The 17,785-nt window shown below is 69.4% G+C and carries 11 protein-coding genes; 3 read left to right on the forward strand and 8 right to left on the reverse strand.

What is annotated here, in order from left to right; translation table 11 throughout:
• Positions 1-91: 91 nt before the first annotated feature.
• A complete protein-coding gene (locus tag NX784_RS16405) occupies positions 92-2,284 on the forward strand; it encodes a glycoside hydrolase family 3 C-terminal domain-containing protein (RefSeq protein ID WP_258817764.1) in 2,193 nt (730 codons plus the stop codon).
• On the opposite strand, the gene NX784_RS16410 is transcribed toward NX784_RS16405, so the two are convergent.
• The 8 genes from NX784_RS16410 to NX784_RS16445 form a co-directional block, all read right to left on the reverse strand.
• On the reverse strand, positions 2,247-3,581 hold the full coding sequence (locus NX784_RS16410; RefSeq protein WP_258817766.1) for an FAD-dependent oxidoreductase: 1,335 nt from the start codon (positions 3,579-3,581) through the stop codon (positions 2,247-2,249). The two genes, NX784_RS16405 and NX784_RS16410, sit on opposite strands and share 38 nt — an antisense overlap.
• A 37-nt stretch (positions 3,582-3,618) precedes the next feature.
• On the reverse strand, positions 3,619-4,776 hold the full coding sequence (locus NX784_RS16415; protein WP_258817767.1) for a YsnF/AvaK domain-containing protein: 1,158 nt from the start codon (positions 4,774-4,776) through the stop codon (positions 3,619-3,621).
• Between the two features lie 27 nt (positions 4,777-4,803).
• Complete coding sequence (locus NX784_RS16420; RefSeq protein ID WP_258817768.1) at positions 4,804-5,244, reverse strand: YsnF/AvaK domain-containing protein; 441 nt, start codon at positions 5,242-5,244, stop codon at positions 4,804-4,806.
• A gap of 108 nt (positions 5,245-5,352) precedes the next feature.
• Positions 5,353-6,321 (reverse strand): glycoside hydrolase family 43 protein, encoded by a 969-nt coding sequence (locus tag NX784_RS16425; protein WP_258817769.1) that lies wholly within the window; start codon positions 6,319-6,321, stop codon positions 5,353-5,355.
• Entirely contained in the window at positions 6,318-7,580 is a 1,263-nt protein-coding gene (locus NX784_RS16430) for a rhamnogalacturonan acetylesterase (RefSeq protein WP_258817770.1), read from the reverse strand. Before NX784_RS16430 ends, NX784_RS16425 begins: the two co-directional genes overlap by 4 nt.
• Positions 7,581-7,602: 22 nt before the next feature.
• Positions 7,603-8,898, reverse strand: a complete 1,296-nt coding sequence (locus tag NX784_RS16435; RefSeq protein ID WP_258817771.1) for a right-handed parallel beta-helix repeat-containing protein — start codon at positions 8,896-8,898, stop codon at positions 7,603-7,605.
• Between the two features lie 10 nt (positions 8,899-8,908).
• Positions 8,909-11,602, reverse strand: coding sequence for an exo-rhamnogalacturonan lyase family protein (locus tag NX784_RS16440; protein WP_258817772.1), 2,694 nt, complete (start codon positions 11,600-11,602; stop codon positions 8,909-8,911).
• Between the two features lies 1 nt (position 11,603).
• Complete coding sequence (locus tag NX784_RS16445; RefSeq protein WP_258817773.1) at positions 11,604-12,833, reverse strand: DUF4861 family protein; 1,230 nt, start codon at positions 12,831-12,833, stop codon at positions 11,604-11,606.
• A gap of 709 nt (positions 12,834-13,542) precedes the next feature.
• On the opposite strand from NX784_RS16445, the gene NX784_RS16450 reads away from it, so the two are divergent.
• Both NX784_RS16450 and NX784_RS16455 read left to right on the forward strand, forming a co-directional pair.
• Positions 13,543-15,150: a fatty acyl-CoA reductase gene (locus NX784_RS16450; RefSeq protein WP_258817774.1), complete on the forward strand. Its 1,608-nt coding sequence runs from the start codon at positions 13,543-13,545 to the stop codon at positions 15,148-15,150.
• Between the two features lie 243 nt (positions 15,151-15,393).
• Positions 15,394-17,781, forward strand: a complete 2,388-nt coding sequence (locus tag NX784_RS16455; protein ID WP_258817775.1) for a sensor domain-containing protein — start codon at positions 15,394-15,396, stop codon at positions 17,779-17,781.
• Positions 17,782-17,785: the final 4 nt, after the last annotated feature.

The following is a 17,785-nucleotide window of genomic DNA, read 5'->3' on the forward strand; positions in this document are numbered from 1 at the left end:
CAGGTTTTGCACGGCTGTTGTGAAAACGGTTTCTTTGCTGGGGTATCATAAGGCTGTTTGCGCTAACAAAATCAACCCGAGGGAGACATCCATGCAGACGAACATTCCGGCGGCCGTGGCCCGCGTGGCGGTGCTGGCCGCCGCGCTCGGCGCGGGCGTTGGCGCGCACGCGGCCGCTTATCCGTTCCAGGATCCGACACTGCCGCCGCAGCAGCGCATCGCCAACATCCTGTCGTTGATGACGCCGGACGAAAAGATCGCCGCGCTGTCGCCTGATTCGGGCGTCCCGCGTCTCGGCATCCCCAGCTTCGGCGCGACGGAAGGCATCCACGGCCTCGTGCAGCGGGGCGAGAGCACGCGCCAGCGCGAGGTCATCACGACGACGCAGTTCCCGCAGCCGCCCGGCATGGGCGCCACATGGGACCCCGACCTCGTGCGCCAGGCCGGCGCCGTGCAGTCGACGGAAGCGCGCTACATCACGCAAAGCAGCAAGTACAAGCACCCGATGCTGATGCAATGGGGCCCGCAGTCCGACCTCGCGCGCGACCCGCGCTGGGGCCGCAGCGAAGAGGTGTATGGCGAAGACCCGTTCCTCGTGGGGACGATGGCGACCGCGTACACGCGCGGCATCCAGGGTGACGATCCGACCTACTGGCGCGGCGCGGCGCTCTTGAAGCACTTCCTCGCCAACAGCAACGAGGATGGGCGCGGCAATTCGTCGTCGAATTTCGACGAGCGCCTGTTCCACGAATACTATGCGGCGCCGTTCCGCATGGCGTTCCAGGACGGCGGTGCCCGCGCGCTGATGGCCGCATACAATGCATGGAACGGGACGCCGATGGACGTGCATCCCGTGCTGCGCAGCCTCGTCATCAAGCAATGGGGTGCGGACGTGATCTCGAGCGACGGCGGCGCGATTTCCACCCTCGTGAAACTGTATAAACGGTATCCGGACCAGAAGGCGGCCGCGGTCGCGGCGCTCAAGGCAGGCGTCAACCAGTACCTCGACAAATACCAGGACGAGCTGCGCCCCGCGCTGAAGGACGGCACGATCACGGTCGCGGACCTCGATGACGCACTCGCGCGCAAGCTCCGCACGACGATCAAGCTGGGCCTCATCGATCCGCCGGCCGGCAACCCGTATGCCGCCATCAAGGATGGCGCGGCCCCATGGGACAGCGCGGCGCACAAGGCCGTGTCGCTGCGGATGGCGCTGGAATCGATCGTCTTGATGAAGAACGACGGCCACGCGCTGCCGCTCGCGAAGGACCACATCAAGCGCATCGCCGTGATCGGTCCGCACGCGGACAAGGTGCACTGGGACTGGTATGGCGGCATCGCGCCGTACACGGTGACGGCGCTGCAAGGCGTCAAGGCCGCTGCCGGACCTGGCGTTACGGTGACGTATGCGCCCGACGACAAGGACGGCGCCGCGGTGAAGGCGGCGCGCGACGCGGACGTGGCGATCGTCGTCGTCGGCAACGACCCCACGTGCGGCCCGAACATGGCGCACGAGTGGACGGACGCGGGCACGAAGCGCTGCGCCGACCCGGGCGACGGCCGCGAGGGCCGCGACCGCGAATCGCTGGCGCTGGCGCAGGAAGGCCTCGTCAAGCAGGTGCTCGCGGCGAACCCGCGGACGGTGATGGTGCTCGTCTCCAGTTTCCCGTTCACGATCAACTGGTCCAAGGCGCACGTGCCCGCGATCGTGCAGATGGCGCATGCGTCGCAGGACCAGGGCACGGCGCTCGCGCAAGTGCTGTTCGGCGCTTACAACCCGGGCGGCAAGCTAGTGACGACGTGGCCCGCCGCGGAAACGCAACTGCCGACTATGATGGACTACGACATCCGCCACGGCCGCACGTATATGTACTTCAAGGGTGAGCCGCTGTTCCCCTTCGGACATGGCCTCAGCTACACGACGTTCCGCTACGACCGGCTGCGCACGAGCGCGCCCGCGCTGGCGCCGGACGGGAAGGTGGACGTCGACGTGGACGTGAGCAATACGGGCAAGGTGGCCGGGGATGCCGTCGTCGAGCTGTATGCGGCGTGGCCGAAGTCGAAAGTTGAGCGTCCGCGCGAGGCGCTCGTGGGCTTCGCGCGCGTGCACCTGGCGCCGGGCGAGAAGCGCACCGTGCGTATTCCGCTGGCGGCGCAGCGCCTCGCGTACTGGAACACGGACGCAGGCCGCTTCGACGTGGAGACGGTGCCCGTGAAGTTGATGGTCGGGGAATCGTCCGCCGACATCAGGCTGACGGCGACGCTGCCTGTGCGTCCGCGCTGACGGCGCCGGGTGCCCGGGCCAGCATGCGGCCCAGCCGCCAGCCCAGGCACAGCAAGGTCAACGTGGGCGGCAAGCCCCACGGCTCCGGAATGACGGAGGCGTCGCACACGTACAGGCCGCGCGTGGCCGTCCGCAGGTCGGCGTCGACCGTGCGGCCGATGGGGGCCGTGCCGCCGGGATGCGCGGCGAAGTGGTGGCTCGCGAACACATGGCGGGCGCCGGCCCGCGCGAGGATGTCGCGCGCGATCCCGATGCCTTCGTCCAAGCGGTCGCGGTCGCGCGGATGCAGGGTCTTGTCGACCCAGCGCGGGCCGACGTCGCCGCGGATCTCGTCGCGGATCTTGACCATGATGGTGAGTGTCCGCGCGTGCGCCAACAGCCGGTCGACGCGGCCCGCCTGCGCGGCGAACGCCTGGTACATCGGGCGGGGTAACGTGAGGTCGGCGAGGCTGATGCCCGCGTCGGGAAGCATCGCGCCGGCCGCCATCGGCACTTCGGCGCCGCCGCCCTCGATGTTGTCGATGGTGCCCATCACGGCGACGACCGGATCGCTGAAGAACGGCACGGGGCCGGCCAGCAGGTTCGACGCGCGCAGGATCCGCGGGCTGCCGATGCCGCCGGCCGCCAGCACGACGCGTCCCGCCCGGAACGTTTCGGTACGCCCGTCCACGACGGCTTCCACGCCGACGGCGCGTCCACCGTCCACCAGCACGCGCGTCACGCGCGCGCCCGTCCGCAGTTGCGCGCCATGCGCGCGCGCGTCGTCGACGAGTTCGCGGGCGGACCATTTGGCGCCGAACGGGCAGCCGTAGACGCAGCGCCAGCAACCCGTGCGGCACGCGGCGGGGCGGATCATCTTGTCCAGCTTGCGCCACGGGAAGCCGGCGGCCTGCGCGGCATCCATGATGCGCGCGGCCATCGGGCCGACGAGGCTGTCCGGCAGCGGCGCCATCGGCAATTCGGCGCGCCAGGCGGCGAGGGCGGGCGCCAGGTCGATGCCGTGCGCGGCGAACATGGCGGCCGGTGGCGGCGCGGCGGTGGCGAAGTTGATCGTCGACGTGCCGCCCGTCGTCAGCGCCCGCACGAGCAGGGAAAGATCGCGGTGCAGGAAGGCGCCCTTGCCGGGCACGGCGGCCATGCCGGCCATCTGCGCGAGGGTGCCGGCCAGCGGCGCGTCGCCGCCCGCTTCCAGCATGAGCACGCGCGCGCCGGCCCGTGCGAGCTCGCGCGCGACGCTGGCGCCACCGGGGCCGGTGCCGGCCACGATGACGTCAAAGGGGGAGGGCGGCGTGGACATGCGGCATTCTACCGCGCGCCGCACCGCCCGGGCGTGCTCAGGACGTCATGCGATCCCACCCGGACCGCACGGCCGCTTTCATCCGTTCCCACGTCGATGCGCCGGCGCTGCCGTAGCGTGCATCCCAGTCGCTGCGCAGGCTGGATTCGACGTCGTCCCAGTTGCGGCCCTGGTAACGGGCGTCGCGCCGCATGTCGTAGCCGTAGCGGTAGGCCGGCGCGTAGTCGTCGTACGTGCCGCCGAGGCTCGCGTAGTTCTGCTGCCAGTCGTTGCGGTAATACGTGTCGTCGTCGCGGGCCGCGCCCTGCAGCGGCTGCACGTCGACTTCCGTGCGGCGCACCGTGTCGCGAATGTTCTGCTCGCGCTGGGTGACTTCCTTGCCGACGACGACTTCCTCCACGACGCGGGCCGACTTCTGCACGACGGCTTCCTCGGCCGATTCCCGCAACTCGATCGTCTTGTCCTTGAACATGGCGGCGTCGCCCGGGTTGACGGGCCGGTCGACGGGCCGGCGCTCCACGCTCACGTGCTCTTCGCGCAGCGCCACCGTTTCGTTCACGGGTGTCTCGACGACGCGCGAGAACACGCGCACGCCGCCCCGCTCGACGAGGCGCTTGCCGACGCGGACTTCTTCCTGCACGACGGGGATTGCGGCCTTCCCGGTCTGCATGGCGGTCGCGTCGCGCTGCTGCGAGTCGGTGCGCACGTCGGCGGATTCGGCGCGGCTGCCGGCCAGGTTGCCCGATTGCGAGCCGGATTGCAGCGATGCCGACGTGGCGCCCTGGTAGGCGCTGGCGCCCAGCGTCGCGGCGTTACCGGCCAGATCGTGGCGCTCGTCGATGTCGATGGGACCGAAGCGTTCGATGACGTCGGCCGCGCGTTCCACGTCCGGTTCCGACATCGTCGTCAACGTGAGCACGTGCTGGCCGGACGTGACGGCGTTCGAGTAGCGGATCGCGTGCTCGTCGTGGTCGGTGCCGAACAGGCTTTCGAAGAAGTGCTTGATCGACGCGCCGATGCCTTCGTCCTGGGTCGTGGTGGTGGTGGTCGCCGCCGTCGTGGCGGACGAGCCGGCGGCCAGGTCGGCAGTGGAGAGGTTGACGTTATCGCGTGTGAAGCCCGATGCCAGCAATTCGTCCATCGCGCTCTGGGCATCGCTGCGGTTGTCGAAAACCGCGACTAGGGTATGTTGCATGATGTGTCCTCCGGTGTGTCGTTGGTTTCAATTGGATGATGTGTCGCCGTGCTCGTCGAAACGCTCCACGCTGACCTGCTCGGACCTGAGCACGACGGTGTCGACGTGGCGCTCTTCGCGGCGGGTGCGGGTGATGTGGAGCTCTTCCTTGATGCGCAGGCGCCGTTCGACGACCAGCACTTCTTCGAGGATCGGGACGACGAGCGTGTCCCCTTCGTAGCGCGTCGCGGGTGCCTGGTCGAGCGGGACGATGCGGTCCACAGGGACGTGGCTGACCTGCACATCGTCGCGCGCCAGGCTCTCGTCGATCTGGCAAGGGTGCTCGGCGACGGTCTTATGGATACGCACGCCGCGTCCCGTGTCGACGATCCGTTTCTCGACCCACGCTTCCTCCCGCACGACGGGAACCCTCAGGAGTTCCTGCGGTTCCTGCTGTTCCTCTTCGGGTTTCGCTGGGTCAAGGGACACGGTCCGCCTCCGGGTTCACGACGTTGGAGAGGCCGAGGTTACTCCATCCGGCTGCGGTTCCGCGCACCATTGCCCATCAACAAGCGGCAGCGCGCGGCGGCGGGTCGTTCAGCGCGCGCGCAATGTGTCCAGCAATGCCGGCGGCACGCGCAGCGCCGTGCCGTGGCGCATGCGCTTCGCCGTGCCTTCGTCGGGGAACCGCATCTGCGCCGTCACGTCTTCCCAATGCACGAGATCGCGCGAGCGCAGCGCGCCGTAGTGTTTCGCCGTGTACGCGTCGTAGTAGACGATGACGGCGTCGCCCACCTGCAGCGCCGTCGGGCCTTCCGTCCACAGGCCCGCGGGCGAAATGGGCGCGCTCAGCGGGTCGAACGGCCCCTGCAGGCTGGCGGCGCGCGCGACTTGCAGGTATTTGCGCGGCGGGTGCCTCGTCTCGTCCTTCACGAGCAGCCAGTCGCCCAGGCTCGTGCGGACGAACGTCGCGTCGATGACGGAAAAGCCCGGATCGTAGAACAGCCGCGTCGGGGTGAACGTGACGAAGTCGCGCGTCGTCGTCGCGTAGATGCGGTGGTTGTACTTCGCGGCGCCCGCATCGTCGCCGGCCGCTTCGGATTGGGGGAAGCGGCCGGGAATCGTGGACGACCAGAAGATCAGGTATTCACGGCGCTGCTCGTCCCACGCGATCTCCGGCGCCCACGCGTTCAGCGTCGTCGGCTCGTGCGCCATCACGGGCAGTTCGCGCTGCGCCGACCAGTGCACGAGGTCCGGCGACGACGCGTAGCCGATGCCCGTCTCGTTCCAGCCGCTCGTCCACACCATGTGGTAGATGCCGTCCGGGCCGCGCACGATGCACGGATCGCGCATCAGCTTCGCCTTGCCGACCTGCGGCGCGAGGAAGCTGGCGCCGCCGCCCAGCGCGTCCCACCGATAGCCGTCGCGGCTGCCCGCGAGATGCAGGCCGTCCTGGCCGTTGTCGACGAAGTAGGCGAATACGTAGGCGTCGCCGGCCGGCGCGACGCTCGCGCACCCGGCCAGCGCGGCCGCGGCGATGGCGGCCAATGCCGCGCGCCGCTTCATCGGTGCGCCTCGTCGCCCAGCGGGCGCTGTGCCGTGCGGTGCGGACTCGGGGACACGGCGACCGCGGTGACCGGATCCGGGTGGGCGGGGTCGAACGCGAAGTCGTCGACGATGAACGCGGCCGCCGGCACCTTCGCGTCGCGCATGCCCAGCACGACGGCCTTCGCCAGCTCGTAGCTGCCATAGTCGTCGTGGTGTGTGTTGTCCAGGCGGCCCGGCGCCGGTTCCGCGAACGCGGCCTTCGAGCCTTCCGGTCCCAGCGCCTCGTACAACGTCTTGCTCATCGCGTTCAGGTCGATGAACGGCACGCGCAATTCCCGCGCGGACTGGCGCGCCGCCTCGGCATAATCCTGCAGCGACGGGATCACGTGGCCGTCCGCATCGAAGCCGCGCCGCTCCATCGACGACACGATCACCGGCAGGCCGCCATGCGCGCGGATGGCATCCACGTGCAGCTTGATCTCCGCCTTGTACGTCGTGAACGGGCCGCCCTTGCCCTCCTTGATCTGCTTCTGGTCGTTGTGGCCGAACTGCATGAGGACGACGTCGCCCGGCCGCAGCGCGGAGACGACCTTGTCCAGGCGCCGGCGTGCGATCGAATCGCGGTAGGTCTCACCCGACTCGCCGTGGTTGGCGACGGCGATGCCGGGCTTGAAGAAGCGCGGCAGCATCTGGCCCCAGCTGGCGTACGGTTCCGCCGGCTGGTCGCAGACTGTGGAGTCGCCCAGCAGGTACAACGTGGGCACGGTGGCCGGTGCGATCGCGATGGTGCGCACGGCCGGGTGTGTGCCGTTGATTTCCAGTGTCAGGCGCCGGTCCCAGTTCCACGCCTCGTCGACCGTTTCACGCGGTGCTTTCAGTTTCACTTCGCCACCGGTCGGGATCTGCGGCGTGCGCACGTTGACGGTGAACGTCTTCGTCACCGTCTGGCCCTTCGCCGTGTCGACGTTTTCCAGCATCAGGCGGCGCAGCTCCGCTTTTACGGTCGTCCTGGCCGGCGCGGCGTCGTCGCCCAGCGCGAGCGTCACCGTGTAATTCCCCTCCGGCAGGTCGACGGAAAAATACCAGGGGTGCGCGCCATCGGGCGCCGTGCCCGGCTCGAGGCCGTAGCCCCGCGTGGACGTGTAGACCGTGTCGGTCGTCACGGCTGTGTAGCCGGCAGGCGGCTTGCCGGGGCCGAACGCGAATTGCCGGGTGTCCGCAGCGTGGGCGCTGGTGGCGCAGGCCGCGCAGAAGACGGCGCGAAGGATGGTGTTCATGTGTCTCCGTCGGTGCAAAGAGTCAGCGTTCGAAGGCGCCAAGGTCGGGCGCGCGGCCACGGTACGGCAGGCCCACGTCGATGCCGCGGTCCACCACCGGGCTGCCGGCGCGCGGATGGAACATGGGCACGTCGGGCAGGCTGCCGTCCGGCTTGCGCGGCGCGTCCCAGCCGGTCGTCGCGACGCTGTCGAAGTCGGCCGGCGACAACGTCAGGCCCCGGTCCCACGAATTGGACGCGCTGTCCGCGCCCGCCACCTTCAGCCGCGTGCCCGCCGGATAGGCGACGTTGTTGCGCAAGGTGCCGAGGTAGACGGGGCCACCGTCGGGCGCGATGCCCAGCATGTTGAAGTCGGTCGCGTTGCCGAACGCCGTGTTGTTGAAGAAGTCGAGGGCCAGCGGGTGGTGGTTCGCGTAGAAGCCGGACACCTTGTTGTCGAAGGCCACGGAGAAGCGCACGATGTGCTTCACGCCGTTGGCCACGTACTTGCCGCTGTAGCCGCCCGCCTTGATGCCGTTGCCGTTGCCCGCCGGAAGCGGCGTGTGCGTGCCCGGCAGGTAGCCGTGCTGCCAGGCCCACGAATACTCGATGGTGACGGGAGAGAAGGCGTTGATCAGGTCGAAGCCGTCGTCCGTGTTCGCCCACGCGCGGCAGCCGCGGAACACGTTGCCGGGATGGCCCGCGCTGACGTGCGCGCCGAAGCCGTCCGCGCTCTGGCCCGCGCCGTTCGACGTGTACGGATCGTAGTTGTGGTGCGAATCGCTGTTCAGCACGAGATTCCAGCCGCCGTCCTTGATGAACAGGCCGGGCCCCATATTGTGGTGCAGGTCGAGACGTTCGAAGACGTTGTGGTTCCCGTTGATCCAAACGCCCCACGATTCGTGGTTCAGGTGATTGTCCGGTTGCTGCGGCGCGCCCGTGATTTCCAGACCCCGCAAAACGATCCAGTCCGCGACGACCTCGATGCCCTTGACGCGGCAATCGTCCTTCATGCCGGAAAAGTCGAAGACGGGCGTCTCGCCTTGAAACGCTTCGTAGCGGATCGGCTGGCCCTCGGTGCCGCTTTTGTCGATCACGATGCCGGCGACGGTGGCCCGGCGCGATGCGCAACTCGTCGTCGCATGCGTGTAGGCGTAGCGGCCACCGCGGAACAGCACGGTGTCGCCGGGGCGCGCCATCGCTTGCGCATGGGCGAACGATTGCCATGGCGCGGCTTCGGTGCCGGAGGCCGTGTCGTTGCCCGTCGGGGCCACGTAGTACGTCGCGGCGGTTGCGGGCGCCGCGACCAAGGCCGCGGTGAGGATGAGAGTGCGATGCATCGTTGGTCTCCTAGGTGCGCGGCAGCGCGTCGCCGATCAGCGCGAGGTTCTGGATGGCGGCCAGGCCCCACTGCGCCGTCTCGTTGGTGCTGACCCAAGGGACTTCGTCGACGGGGTTCAGCACGTGCGGGCCCGCCACGTGCACGGTGCGGAAAGGCCGGGGCTTGCCGTCGCCGGCGAACTCGCGCCACGCGCGCCGCGCGAGCGCGGGGTCGCGCCGCTTCCATGCGGCGTATGCGGTCAGGCGCGAGTGGCCTACGTACAGCGCATGCGTGGCGCCGTGCGGGGCGCCCAGCCGGCGGCGCTGCTCCTCGACGGGCGCGTTGAACAATTCGCAGTAGTCGAGCCAAGCGCGCTCGAACGCGGCGTCACCGGTCAGCCGTATCAGTTCGTCGAAGATCTCGACGGCGCCGAACACGGCGTTCAGGTGCAGCGCTTTCACGTTCGTGCCGATCATGTCGTGCATGTGGCCCGTGTCGGGCTCGTAGCCCATGCGGTCGCCGTTGAAGAAGCCGTGCGGCATGGCGGCGATGTCGCGCATCCCGGTCAGGATCTTGTCGCGCCAATGGGTGCTTCCGGTGCGCTCCCACTCCGCGAGCCAGTTGGCGACAAGCGACGCCCAGTCCGTGCCGAAGCTGATCCGCGCCGGATACGGGCCCTTGGGCGGCTGGTTCGGCAGCTTGCGGACCGGGTCGACGGCGTCCAGCTTGCGGTCCGCGTCGAGCACCTCGCGCATGATGTCGCCGATGCGCTCGTCGCCCGTCAGGTAGTAATAGTAGCGCCGGTAGACCGCGGTGCTGATGCGCACCTGCTTGGCGCTGCAGCCCCAGTGCTGCACGTTGTGGCGCGAACCCAGGCCCGCGAAGCGGCCCAGGTGGTACGTGTCGACTTCGCTCGTGTGGCGCACCATCGCTTCGCCCATGCGGAACACGTCGGCGCGTCCCGTGCGCAGGAAGGTGTACCACAGCCACAGGTCGGGCGACAGTTCCGAATTGTCCCAGGCGAAGCCGCCCACGTCGTAGCGCCAGTCGTGGCGGTCGGCGTCGTACGTGTGGCGGATGTCGCCGTAGTCCCAGAAGCCGTACCAGTGGCGCTGCTCGACTTCGTTGCGGTAGAAGTCGAAGCGACCATCGAGCTCGTCCTCGATGGCGGCGCGGGCCGGCGTGCTGCGGTCGGGCAGCGACCATAGCGTGCCGAAGACTTCCGTCGCGAGCAGGTGCGCGGGCGCGGGCGTCAGCTGCGGGGGCGTCTGCACCTCCCGCGCGAACTGCACGAAGCGCTCGCGTGACGGCGTCGCGTCGCACGCCCACAGCGTGATCTCGCTGCTGCGCGCGACGCCCACCGGCGTGCCGTAGCCCCGCTCGTAATCCTCGTAGGTGATCTGCAGGCCCTGCAGCTCTTCCGCATGCGTTTCCATGCCCATGCCGTCGTGGTAGAAGCGCAGGTCCATCGCCGGCGCGTCCGGGGACCACATCCAGACGGTGGCGCGCGCCGTGTCCGTGTGTGCGTCGCGGATGTCGAGCTGCGTCGGGTGGCGCTGCCAGAAGTCGCGCAGGCCGAATGCGACACCGCCCGAGGCGCCGCCCACGTAGCCGCAGCCGGCCGCGCGGCCGCCCCACGCGGCGTCGACCCAGCCGCAGCCGGCGGTCGTGCGCTTGCGGATGCGGAAGCTGTCGGCCGACAGCTGGGACAGCGACACGTCGCCCCAGGCGGGGACGAGGTGCAGCAGCGGACGCACTTCGTCGGCCACGGGCGGACAGCGCTCGCCCGCCAGCTGCGCGCGGCGCACGGCGGCGCCGGGGTCGCGGCGCAAACCCGTCAGGTTGCGCACGCCCTCGGCCCACAGGCCGCCGTCGGCGCCGGCGAACCGCACGTGGCGGTCGTGCAGCTCGTCGTGCATGGGCACGTCGACCGTCAGGCCAATGCCGCGGATGAAGTCGCGTTGCTCGTCGCCATCGAACACGAACGTGTGCATGATGCGGACGGACGCCGCGCCCGCGTAGAAATACAGCCGGACGGTGAACGGCAACCAGTCGCGCCCCGCGGCGCGATGCTTGCCTTCCAGACGGAGCACGCTGCGCACGGGGCCTTCCTGCTCGAGTGTCACCGTCTCGACGGCGCTCTCGAATGCCGTGCGGCGCGTGCTGCCTTCCGGCGTGTCGTCGCAGAGCGCGACGAGGCGCGCGTTGCGCAGGACGTCGCGGCCCCCGCGGCGGATGGCGCGCACGAGCACGGGGCCGCGGGACGGCACGATGCAGTCGATGACACCCGTGCCGACGACATGGGCGTCGGCGTCGCGGCGCACGGTCACGCCCGGGCCCGCGGGCGCGCGCGACGTGCCCGGGCGCACGCGCAGGGCGGCGCCCGTATCGTCCGTCGCGCCGAGCGCGTGCGCCGTCCACTTCAGCGAGCCGTCGGGCCAGTACGCGAGCGGCCAGCTTTGCGCGGGCACGGGGCCGGAAGCGCCGTCGACGACGAACGCCTGGCCTTTGCGGAACACGCCGCGCGGCCAGGGCACGCCGAAGGTCGTGCCGACGATGCCGGCGGGGCGGCCTTCCAGCCACGCGACCTTCGCGCCCTCGGCGGGATCCGCGACCGGGGCGGCCGTCGTGGCGCGCCCCAGCGGCAGCGCGGCGGCCAAAGTCGTGGCCCGGAAGAAGTCGCGGCGGGTGAAGCCCCGTGTGGCGCGGCCTGTGTCCACCATGTCAGTGCGCGGACGACGTCACGCGCACTGGCGCGGCCACGCGGGCCGCCTCGTCGGCCACGTAGCGCTTCCACTGCTGCTCGGAGGCGATGTCGCCCCCGCGCGTCCACGCGGCGCCCACGTAGTAGCGCAGCGGCCGGCCGGACGCGGCCGGCGCCAGCATGAACGCGTTGCGGGTGTCGGCGCCGAACGCGGGGTTGCCCGCCTCCGGCACGATCACTGCGACGCCGAAGTCGCCGCTCTTCTTTTGCGCGACCCATTGCACGAGGGCCTTCGCGGCCGCGTCCTGCGTGAACGTGACCTTCGCATCTTCGCCCTTGTCTGCCGGGTCCTTGTTCAAGCCGACGGCAGCCTGCACCGGATGGCCGCCCGCGAACGTGAACGTGCTGTCGATACGGTCGAAGTAGTGGCCGGCATCGACCGTGAACCGCTTGACCTCGGACACCTGCGTGCCGGCCGCGTTCCAGCCGTCGTACGTGAGCTCGAAGATGGCGCGCACGGGGCCGTTCGCCAGCACCTTCCAGTGCGTGAAATTGATGCCCGAGTAGAGCTTGCCGCCGGCCCAGATGCCCGTGCCGCCGGCGCCCATCGTCGTGCCGACGTTGTACATGTCGAGGCCTTCGCCCTCGTCGTGGTGGTAGTGGTCGTGGCCGACGTTGTACCAGCGGTCGACGATCGGGTACGGCACGCGCTTGAACCAGATATCGAGGCCGCTCGTCTTCAGGACCTCCTTGTCGGAACCGGTCGGCGCCGGCGCGGCGAGGGCGGGGCCGTACGTGCGGTGCGCCACCTTGTCGTTTTCCCACGCGAAGTCGTCGAGCCGTTCCGGCACGATGCGCGCGAAGACTTTCGTCGGGAACGGGCCCACGACCGCGTCGCTGGGTTCGACGGTGAACGTGGCCGTCTTTTCGCCGGGCGCGAAATCGTGCTGGAACAGCAGTTCGCCGTACGCGACACCGTTGCGCTGCGGGTCTTTCGCTTCCGGCGCCACGTTCGTCACCTGGTGCGGCAGCACGCGGCCGGCGGCATCCTTCACGACGATGTGCTGGACGCCGGCATGCGGCAGCGCGTCGTTGACACTTTTCCACGGCACGGCGATCGTCTCGGCCGGGCGCGCGATGGCGAGATCGTGGGTGACGGTGATGGTCATGCGGTCGGCGGCGGCGGCGCCGGTGGCGAACGTCACTGCGCATGCGCAGAGCGACAGGTGGAGGCGGGCGGGTAAGGTCATCGTGCGTCCGTGAGTGCGGGATCGTGGATCGGGAACAGCGTGCCCGCCGAGTATCGATTCCGGGTGGCGCAAGTGTCAATGAACGGGCGGCTGCCTCCCGCATTTAATCAGCGCGTTGAGCGGGCCCGTATTGACGCGTGTGACCCGCAAAGCCAGTGTTTTGGCTCGCAAGGACAGGGCGCCGGCCCGTGGAACGCCAGGCTTTCCATTACTCTAATACTGCTTGACGTTCCTGCAACGATCGGGCGCGAGGAGACGCGCAGTACAAGAACAAAGGTCGGAAAGACCGAAGGGGCAACGATGAGAGACCACCACAGGCCCGCCGGGCCGGCCCGCGACGGGGCCGGCGCGCCGCGCGGCGCCGCATCCACCCGCCGCCGTCCCGCCGGGCAGCGCCCACCACGGCGCGCCGCCTGCGTCGACGGCTCCCGTCACCCACACGGGGCTGCCGGCTTTTTCACCTCCGGCCGCCTGGCCGGCGCATCGGCGCGCCACGAGCCGCCGGACGCCGGTGCCAGGGCGGTCCCGGGCCGCGACCCGGCCTGAGACGGCGCGCCGCAGCGCACGCCAACGGGTCCGACCGCAAGCATCGAACGATGACCGAACCGCCGGGGCATGCCGGGACGGCGCTTTGCCGCTGCCCGAGCGCGCCACCACGCCGGCGCCTCGCCCGACGCGAGGCATCCCGGCCCACAACAATGGAGACACCATGACGCATTCAATGACCGGAACTTTCCCAGAGGCCGCGGCCGTACCGGACGCGCGCGACGCCTTCGCGGGCAAGCGCATTCTGCTCACCGGCGCGACGGGCTTCGTCGCCAAGGTCGTGCTGGAAAAGCTCGTGCGGACCGTGCCGGACCTCGGGCGCATCCTGCTGCTCGTCCGTCCGGGCGAACACGGCGACGCCCGCGCGCGCTTCGAGCGCGAGATCGCGGCATCGTCCGTATTCGACCACCTGCGCGCCGTGCGGCCGGCCTGGCTGGAGCGCGTCTTCGCCGAGCGCGTGGAATGCGTGACGGGCGAGATCACGGCGCCCGCGTTCGGCCTCCCGGCTGCGCGCTTCGCGGCGCTGGCGGAGAGCGTGGACATCGTCGTGAACGCGGCCGCCAGCGTCGATTTCCGCGAGCCGCTCGACGAAGCTTTGGCCATCAACACGCTCAGCCTGCGCCACGTGACGGCGTTCGCGCGCGTGGCTGACGCGCCGCTCGTGCACGTCTCGACCTGCTACGTGAACGGCTACAACCGCGGCGAGATGCGCGAGGAGATCGTGGCGCCGGCCGGCGCGGCGAAGGACGCGATCCCGCGCCACGGCGACGGCTGGTACGACGTCGACGCGCTGATCGAATCGCTGCAGCGCAAGATCGCGCGCGTCCGGGCGCGCCACGACGATCCCGAACGCCTGCGCCGCCGCCTGACGGACCTCGGCATCGCCCAGGCCCAGCGCTACGGCTGGAACGACACGTACACGTTCACGAAATGGCTGGGAGAGCAGGTCGCGCTGCGCGCCATGCACGGGCGCACGCTGACGATCGTGCGGCCCGCGATCATCGAAAGCACCTTGCGCGAACCGGCGCCCGGCTGGATCGAGGGCGTCAAGGTGGCGGACGCCGTCATCCTCGCCTACGCGCGCGGCAAGACGAGCTTCTTCCCCGCGGGCCGCGACGGCATCATCGACATCGTCCCCGTCGACCTCGTCGCCAACGCCATCGTCCTGGCGGGCGCGGAAGCGCTGTCCTCTGGACCGGGGCGGCGCATCTACCAGTGCTGCAGCGGGTCGACGAATCCGCTGGCGCTCGGTGAACTGATCCGCCTGTTGCTGGCGGAATCGAAGCGCAACTGGCAGAAGTACGACCGCCTGTTCCACGCGGAGCCGAAGCACGATTTCCGCACCGTGGGCGAGCGCACGTTCCGCTTCGTGATGGGGGCGTTGGGCCTCGGCGCGGCGGCGTGGAACGGCCTGCGGCGCCTCGTCGGCGCGCCAGGGTCGACGCGCGCCATGGAAAAGCTGCGCACGACGCGCACCTTGGCGGTCACGTTCGCTTTCTACGCGCACCCGCGCTACCGCTTCCACAACGCGAACCTGCTGGCGCTGGCCGCGCGTTGCGGGGAAGAGACGCGCCGGCTGTACCCGGTCGACGCCCGGCTGATCGACTGGGAAGAGTATTTGTGCCGCATCCACATGGCGGGGCTGAACCGCTACGCGCTACGGCGCCGGGATGCCGTGCCTGACGACGCGGCCGACCAGGCGAACGCCGCGCGCGGGCAGGCCGACGCGTGTGGGGGTGCGGAGGTGCTGGCGCCGCAGGCATCGCGCTGAAGCGGGACGGGCGCCGGGCGCGGCATGCACGCCCGGTGCCGTTCACGGCGGCACATTGTTGTCCGGATAATTTGCAACTAACCGACATGTGCAACATACCACCCCCAAAAGGCGCCACCAGGGAGAGGGCGGCCGCCGCGCCATGCACGATAAATACGGCGCCCCGGCTTTCATGACTGCGCTATGATGTTTTCCTGCCGGACGCCATACAAAGCAAGCCCGGCCGGTTCTCAGGAGGAGCCCGTGAACCTTTCACCTTTGCCCCTCGCCGTATTCGTCGTCGACGCGACAGGGTCCATCACGAGCTGGAACCGTGCGTGCGAGAAGCTGGCGGGCTATGGCGCGACGGATATCCGCAATCGCGGGCTCGACACGATCATCGCGTTCGACGACGCTGCCACCGTGAACCGGGTCGCGGACCGGGTCAACGCCGACTCGACGGGCGAACTGATCTGTGCAGACGGGCGCCGCGTACCCGTTCGCGTGACGGTGGCCCCGCAATCGCTCGATCCCGACCAGCCCGGCACATATAGCGTGATCGTCGTGCCGCGCTCCGGCCTCGCGCCCACGCGCTATGCGCTCATCCAGGACCTGCCCATCGCCGACATCATCGAGGAATTGCCGTGCGTGTTCTACGTGATCGACCAGAGCGGGCACCTGTTGCTGTGGAATCAACAGCTGGAAGAGGCGCTCGAGATGACGAGCGACGAATTGCCGACCTATGACGTCAAGAATTTCTTCGACGAGGCCGCGCAGGCGAAGATCGTGCAAAAGATCCTGGAAGCGTTCGAAGAGGGGACGTCGTCGCACGAGGCCGACCTCATCGGGCGGCACGGCAAACGCACGCCGTTCCTGTTCCATTGCGCGCGCACGAACCTCGGCAACCTGCCCGTCGTGTTCGGCACCGGGCTGGACATCACTGCGCGCAAGGAAGCGGAACACGGCTTGCGCGTGCGCGAGCGGGCGATGTACTCGAGCGTCAACGCCATCGTCATCACGTGCTGCGAGGATGCGGACAACGTGATCGAGTACGTGAACCCGGCGTTCGAACAGATCACGGGCTATACGCTGGCCGAGGTCAAGGGCAAGAACCCGCGCTTCATGCGCGTCGACGATTGCGACGTGGACGAGCGGCAGCGGATCCACGACGCACTGGCGCGGCACCAAAGCGTCCGCGCCGTGCTGCGCAACCGCCGCAAGAACGGCGAGATCTTCTGGAACGACCTGCGCATCGACCCGGTCGCCAGCATGGAGGGCAAGGTGACGCACTTCGTCGGCGTGATCAGCGACGTCACCGAGGCCAAGCATTACGAGCGCCGGCTGCAGCACCTCGCGCATCACGACGCGCTCACGGGCCTCGCCAACCGCACGCTGCTGCAGGAACGCTTGAAGGCCGCCATCGACGCCGCCACCGCGCACCGCAAGCAGGGTGCGCTCGCCTTTCTCGACCTCGACAATTTCAAGCACATCAACGACACGTTCGGCCACGAGGCCGGCGACGCCGTGCTGCGCGAGATCGCCCTGCGCCTGCGCGCCAGCATGCGCGAGGAGGACACGGTGGCGCGCCTTGGCGGCGACGAATTCGTGCTCGTGATCGCCGAGCAGCCCGACCTGGCCCAGCTGGGCATGCTCGTCGAGCGGATCCGCCAGAGCGTGTCGGCACCGATCGTCGTGGGCGGCAAGGAAATCCAGCCGGGCACGAGCATCGGCGTCGGCCTGTTCCCGCAGGACGGCCGCAACGTCGACCAGATCATGCGCGCCGCCGATGCCGCCATGTACCACGCGAAGACCCTCGGACGTAACAACGTGCAGTTCTATTCGGACGAGCTGAACCAGGTCGTGCACCAGCACCTGCTGCTGGAAGCGAGCCTGAGCCGGGCGATCCGCAACCGCGAACTCGTGCTCGGCTACCAGCCGAAGGTCGACCTGCGCACGGGCAAGGTCGTGGGCGCGGAAGCCCTCGTGCGCTGGCAGCACCCCGTCGACGGCATCATTCCGCCCGACGTGTTCATCCCCGTGGCCGAGCAGACGGGCCTGATCGTACCGCTGGGCGACTGGGTGATCGACGAAGCGTGCGCCACGCTGCGGGCGCTCGGCGCGCTGGGCATCGACGATTTCGTGATCGCCGTGAACCTGTCCGCGCGCCAGCTGCGCCAGCGCCGCTTCGTGAACCGCCTCGCGGAGACGCTGGCCCGGCATGACGTGGCCCCTGGGCGGCTGGAACTGGAAGTGACGGAAAGCCAACTGATGGACCACCCGGAAGAGGCGCGCGAGGCGCTGGCCCAACTCAAGCTGCTGGGCGTGCGCCTGTCGATCGACGATTTCGGCACCGGCTATTCGAGCCTCAGCCACCTGCAGCGCTTCCCGGTGGACTGCATCAAGATCGACCGCTCCTTCCTCGGCGGCAGCGGCGACCTGCACAACGGCCATGCCGTGATCACGCGCGCCATCATCGCGCTCGGCCACAACCTCCAGCTGCAGGTGATCGCGGAGGGCGTCGAGACACGCGAGCAGCTGACGTTCCTGCGCGACCACGACTGCGACCAGATGCAAGGGTATTATTTCAGCGCCGCGCTCGCGCAGGACGGGCTGCAGGACATGCTGCGGCGCGACACCCGGCTCGACATGTAGCGGG

This window comes from Massilia pinisoli (genome assembly GCF_024753285.1).
In the GTDB taxonomy this organism is placed as follows: Bacteria; Pseudomonadota; Gammaproteobacteria; order Burkholderiales; family Burkholderiaceae_D; genus Telluria; species Telluria pinisoli.

Coding starts and splice junctions, on each gene's coding strand:
- NX784_RS16405 (WP_258817764.1), top strand. CDS start 92: ATGCAGACGAACATTCCGGCGGCCGTGGCCCGCGTGGCGGTGCTGGCC.
- NX784_RS16410 (WP_258817766.1), bottom strand. CDS start 3,581: ATGTCCACGCCGCCCTCCCCCTTTGACGTCATCGTGGCCGGCACCGGC.
- NX784_RS16415 (WP_258817767.1), bottom strand. CDS start 4,776: ATGCAACATACCCTAGTCGCGGTTTTCGACAACCGCAGCGATGCCCAG.
- NX784_RS16425 (WP_258817769.1), bottom strand. CDS start 6,321: ATGAAGCGGCGCGCGGCATTGGCCGCCATCGCCGCGGCCGCGCTGGCC.
- NX784_RS16430 (WP_258817770.1), bottom strand. CDS start 7,580: ATGAACACCATCCTTCGCGCCGTCTTCTGCGCGGCCTGCGCCACCAGC.
- NX784_RS16435 (WP_258817771.1), bottom strand. CDS start 8,898: ATGCATCGCACTCTCATCCTCACCGCGGCCTTGGTCGCGGCGCCCGCA.
- NX784_RS16440 (WP_258817772.1), bottom strand. CDS start 11,602: ATGGTGGACACAGGCCGCGCCACACGGGGCTTCACCCGCCGCGACTTC.
- NX784_RS16445 (WP_258817773.1), bottom strand. CDS start 12,833: ATGACCTTACCCGCCCGCCTCCACCTGTCGCTCTGCGCATGCGCAGTG.
- NX784_RS16450 (WP_258817774.1), top strand. CDS start 13,543: ATGACGCATTCAATGACCGGAACTTTCCCAGAGGCCGCGGCCGTACCG.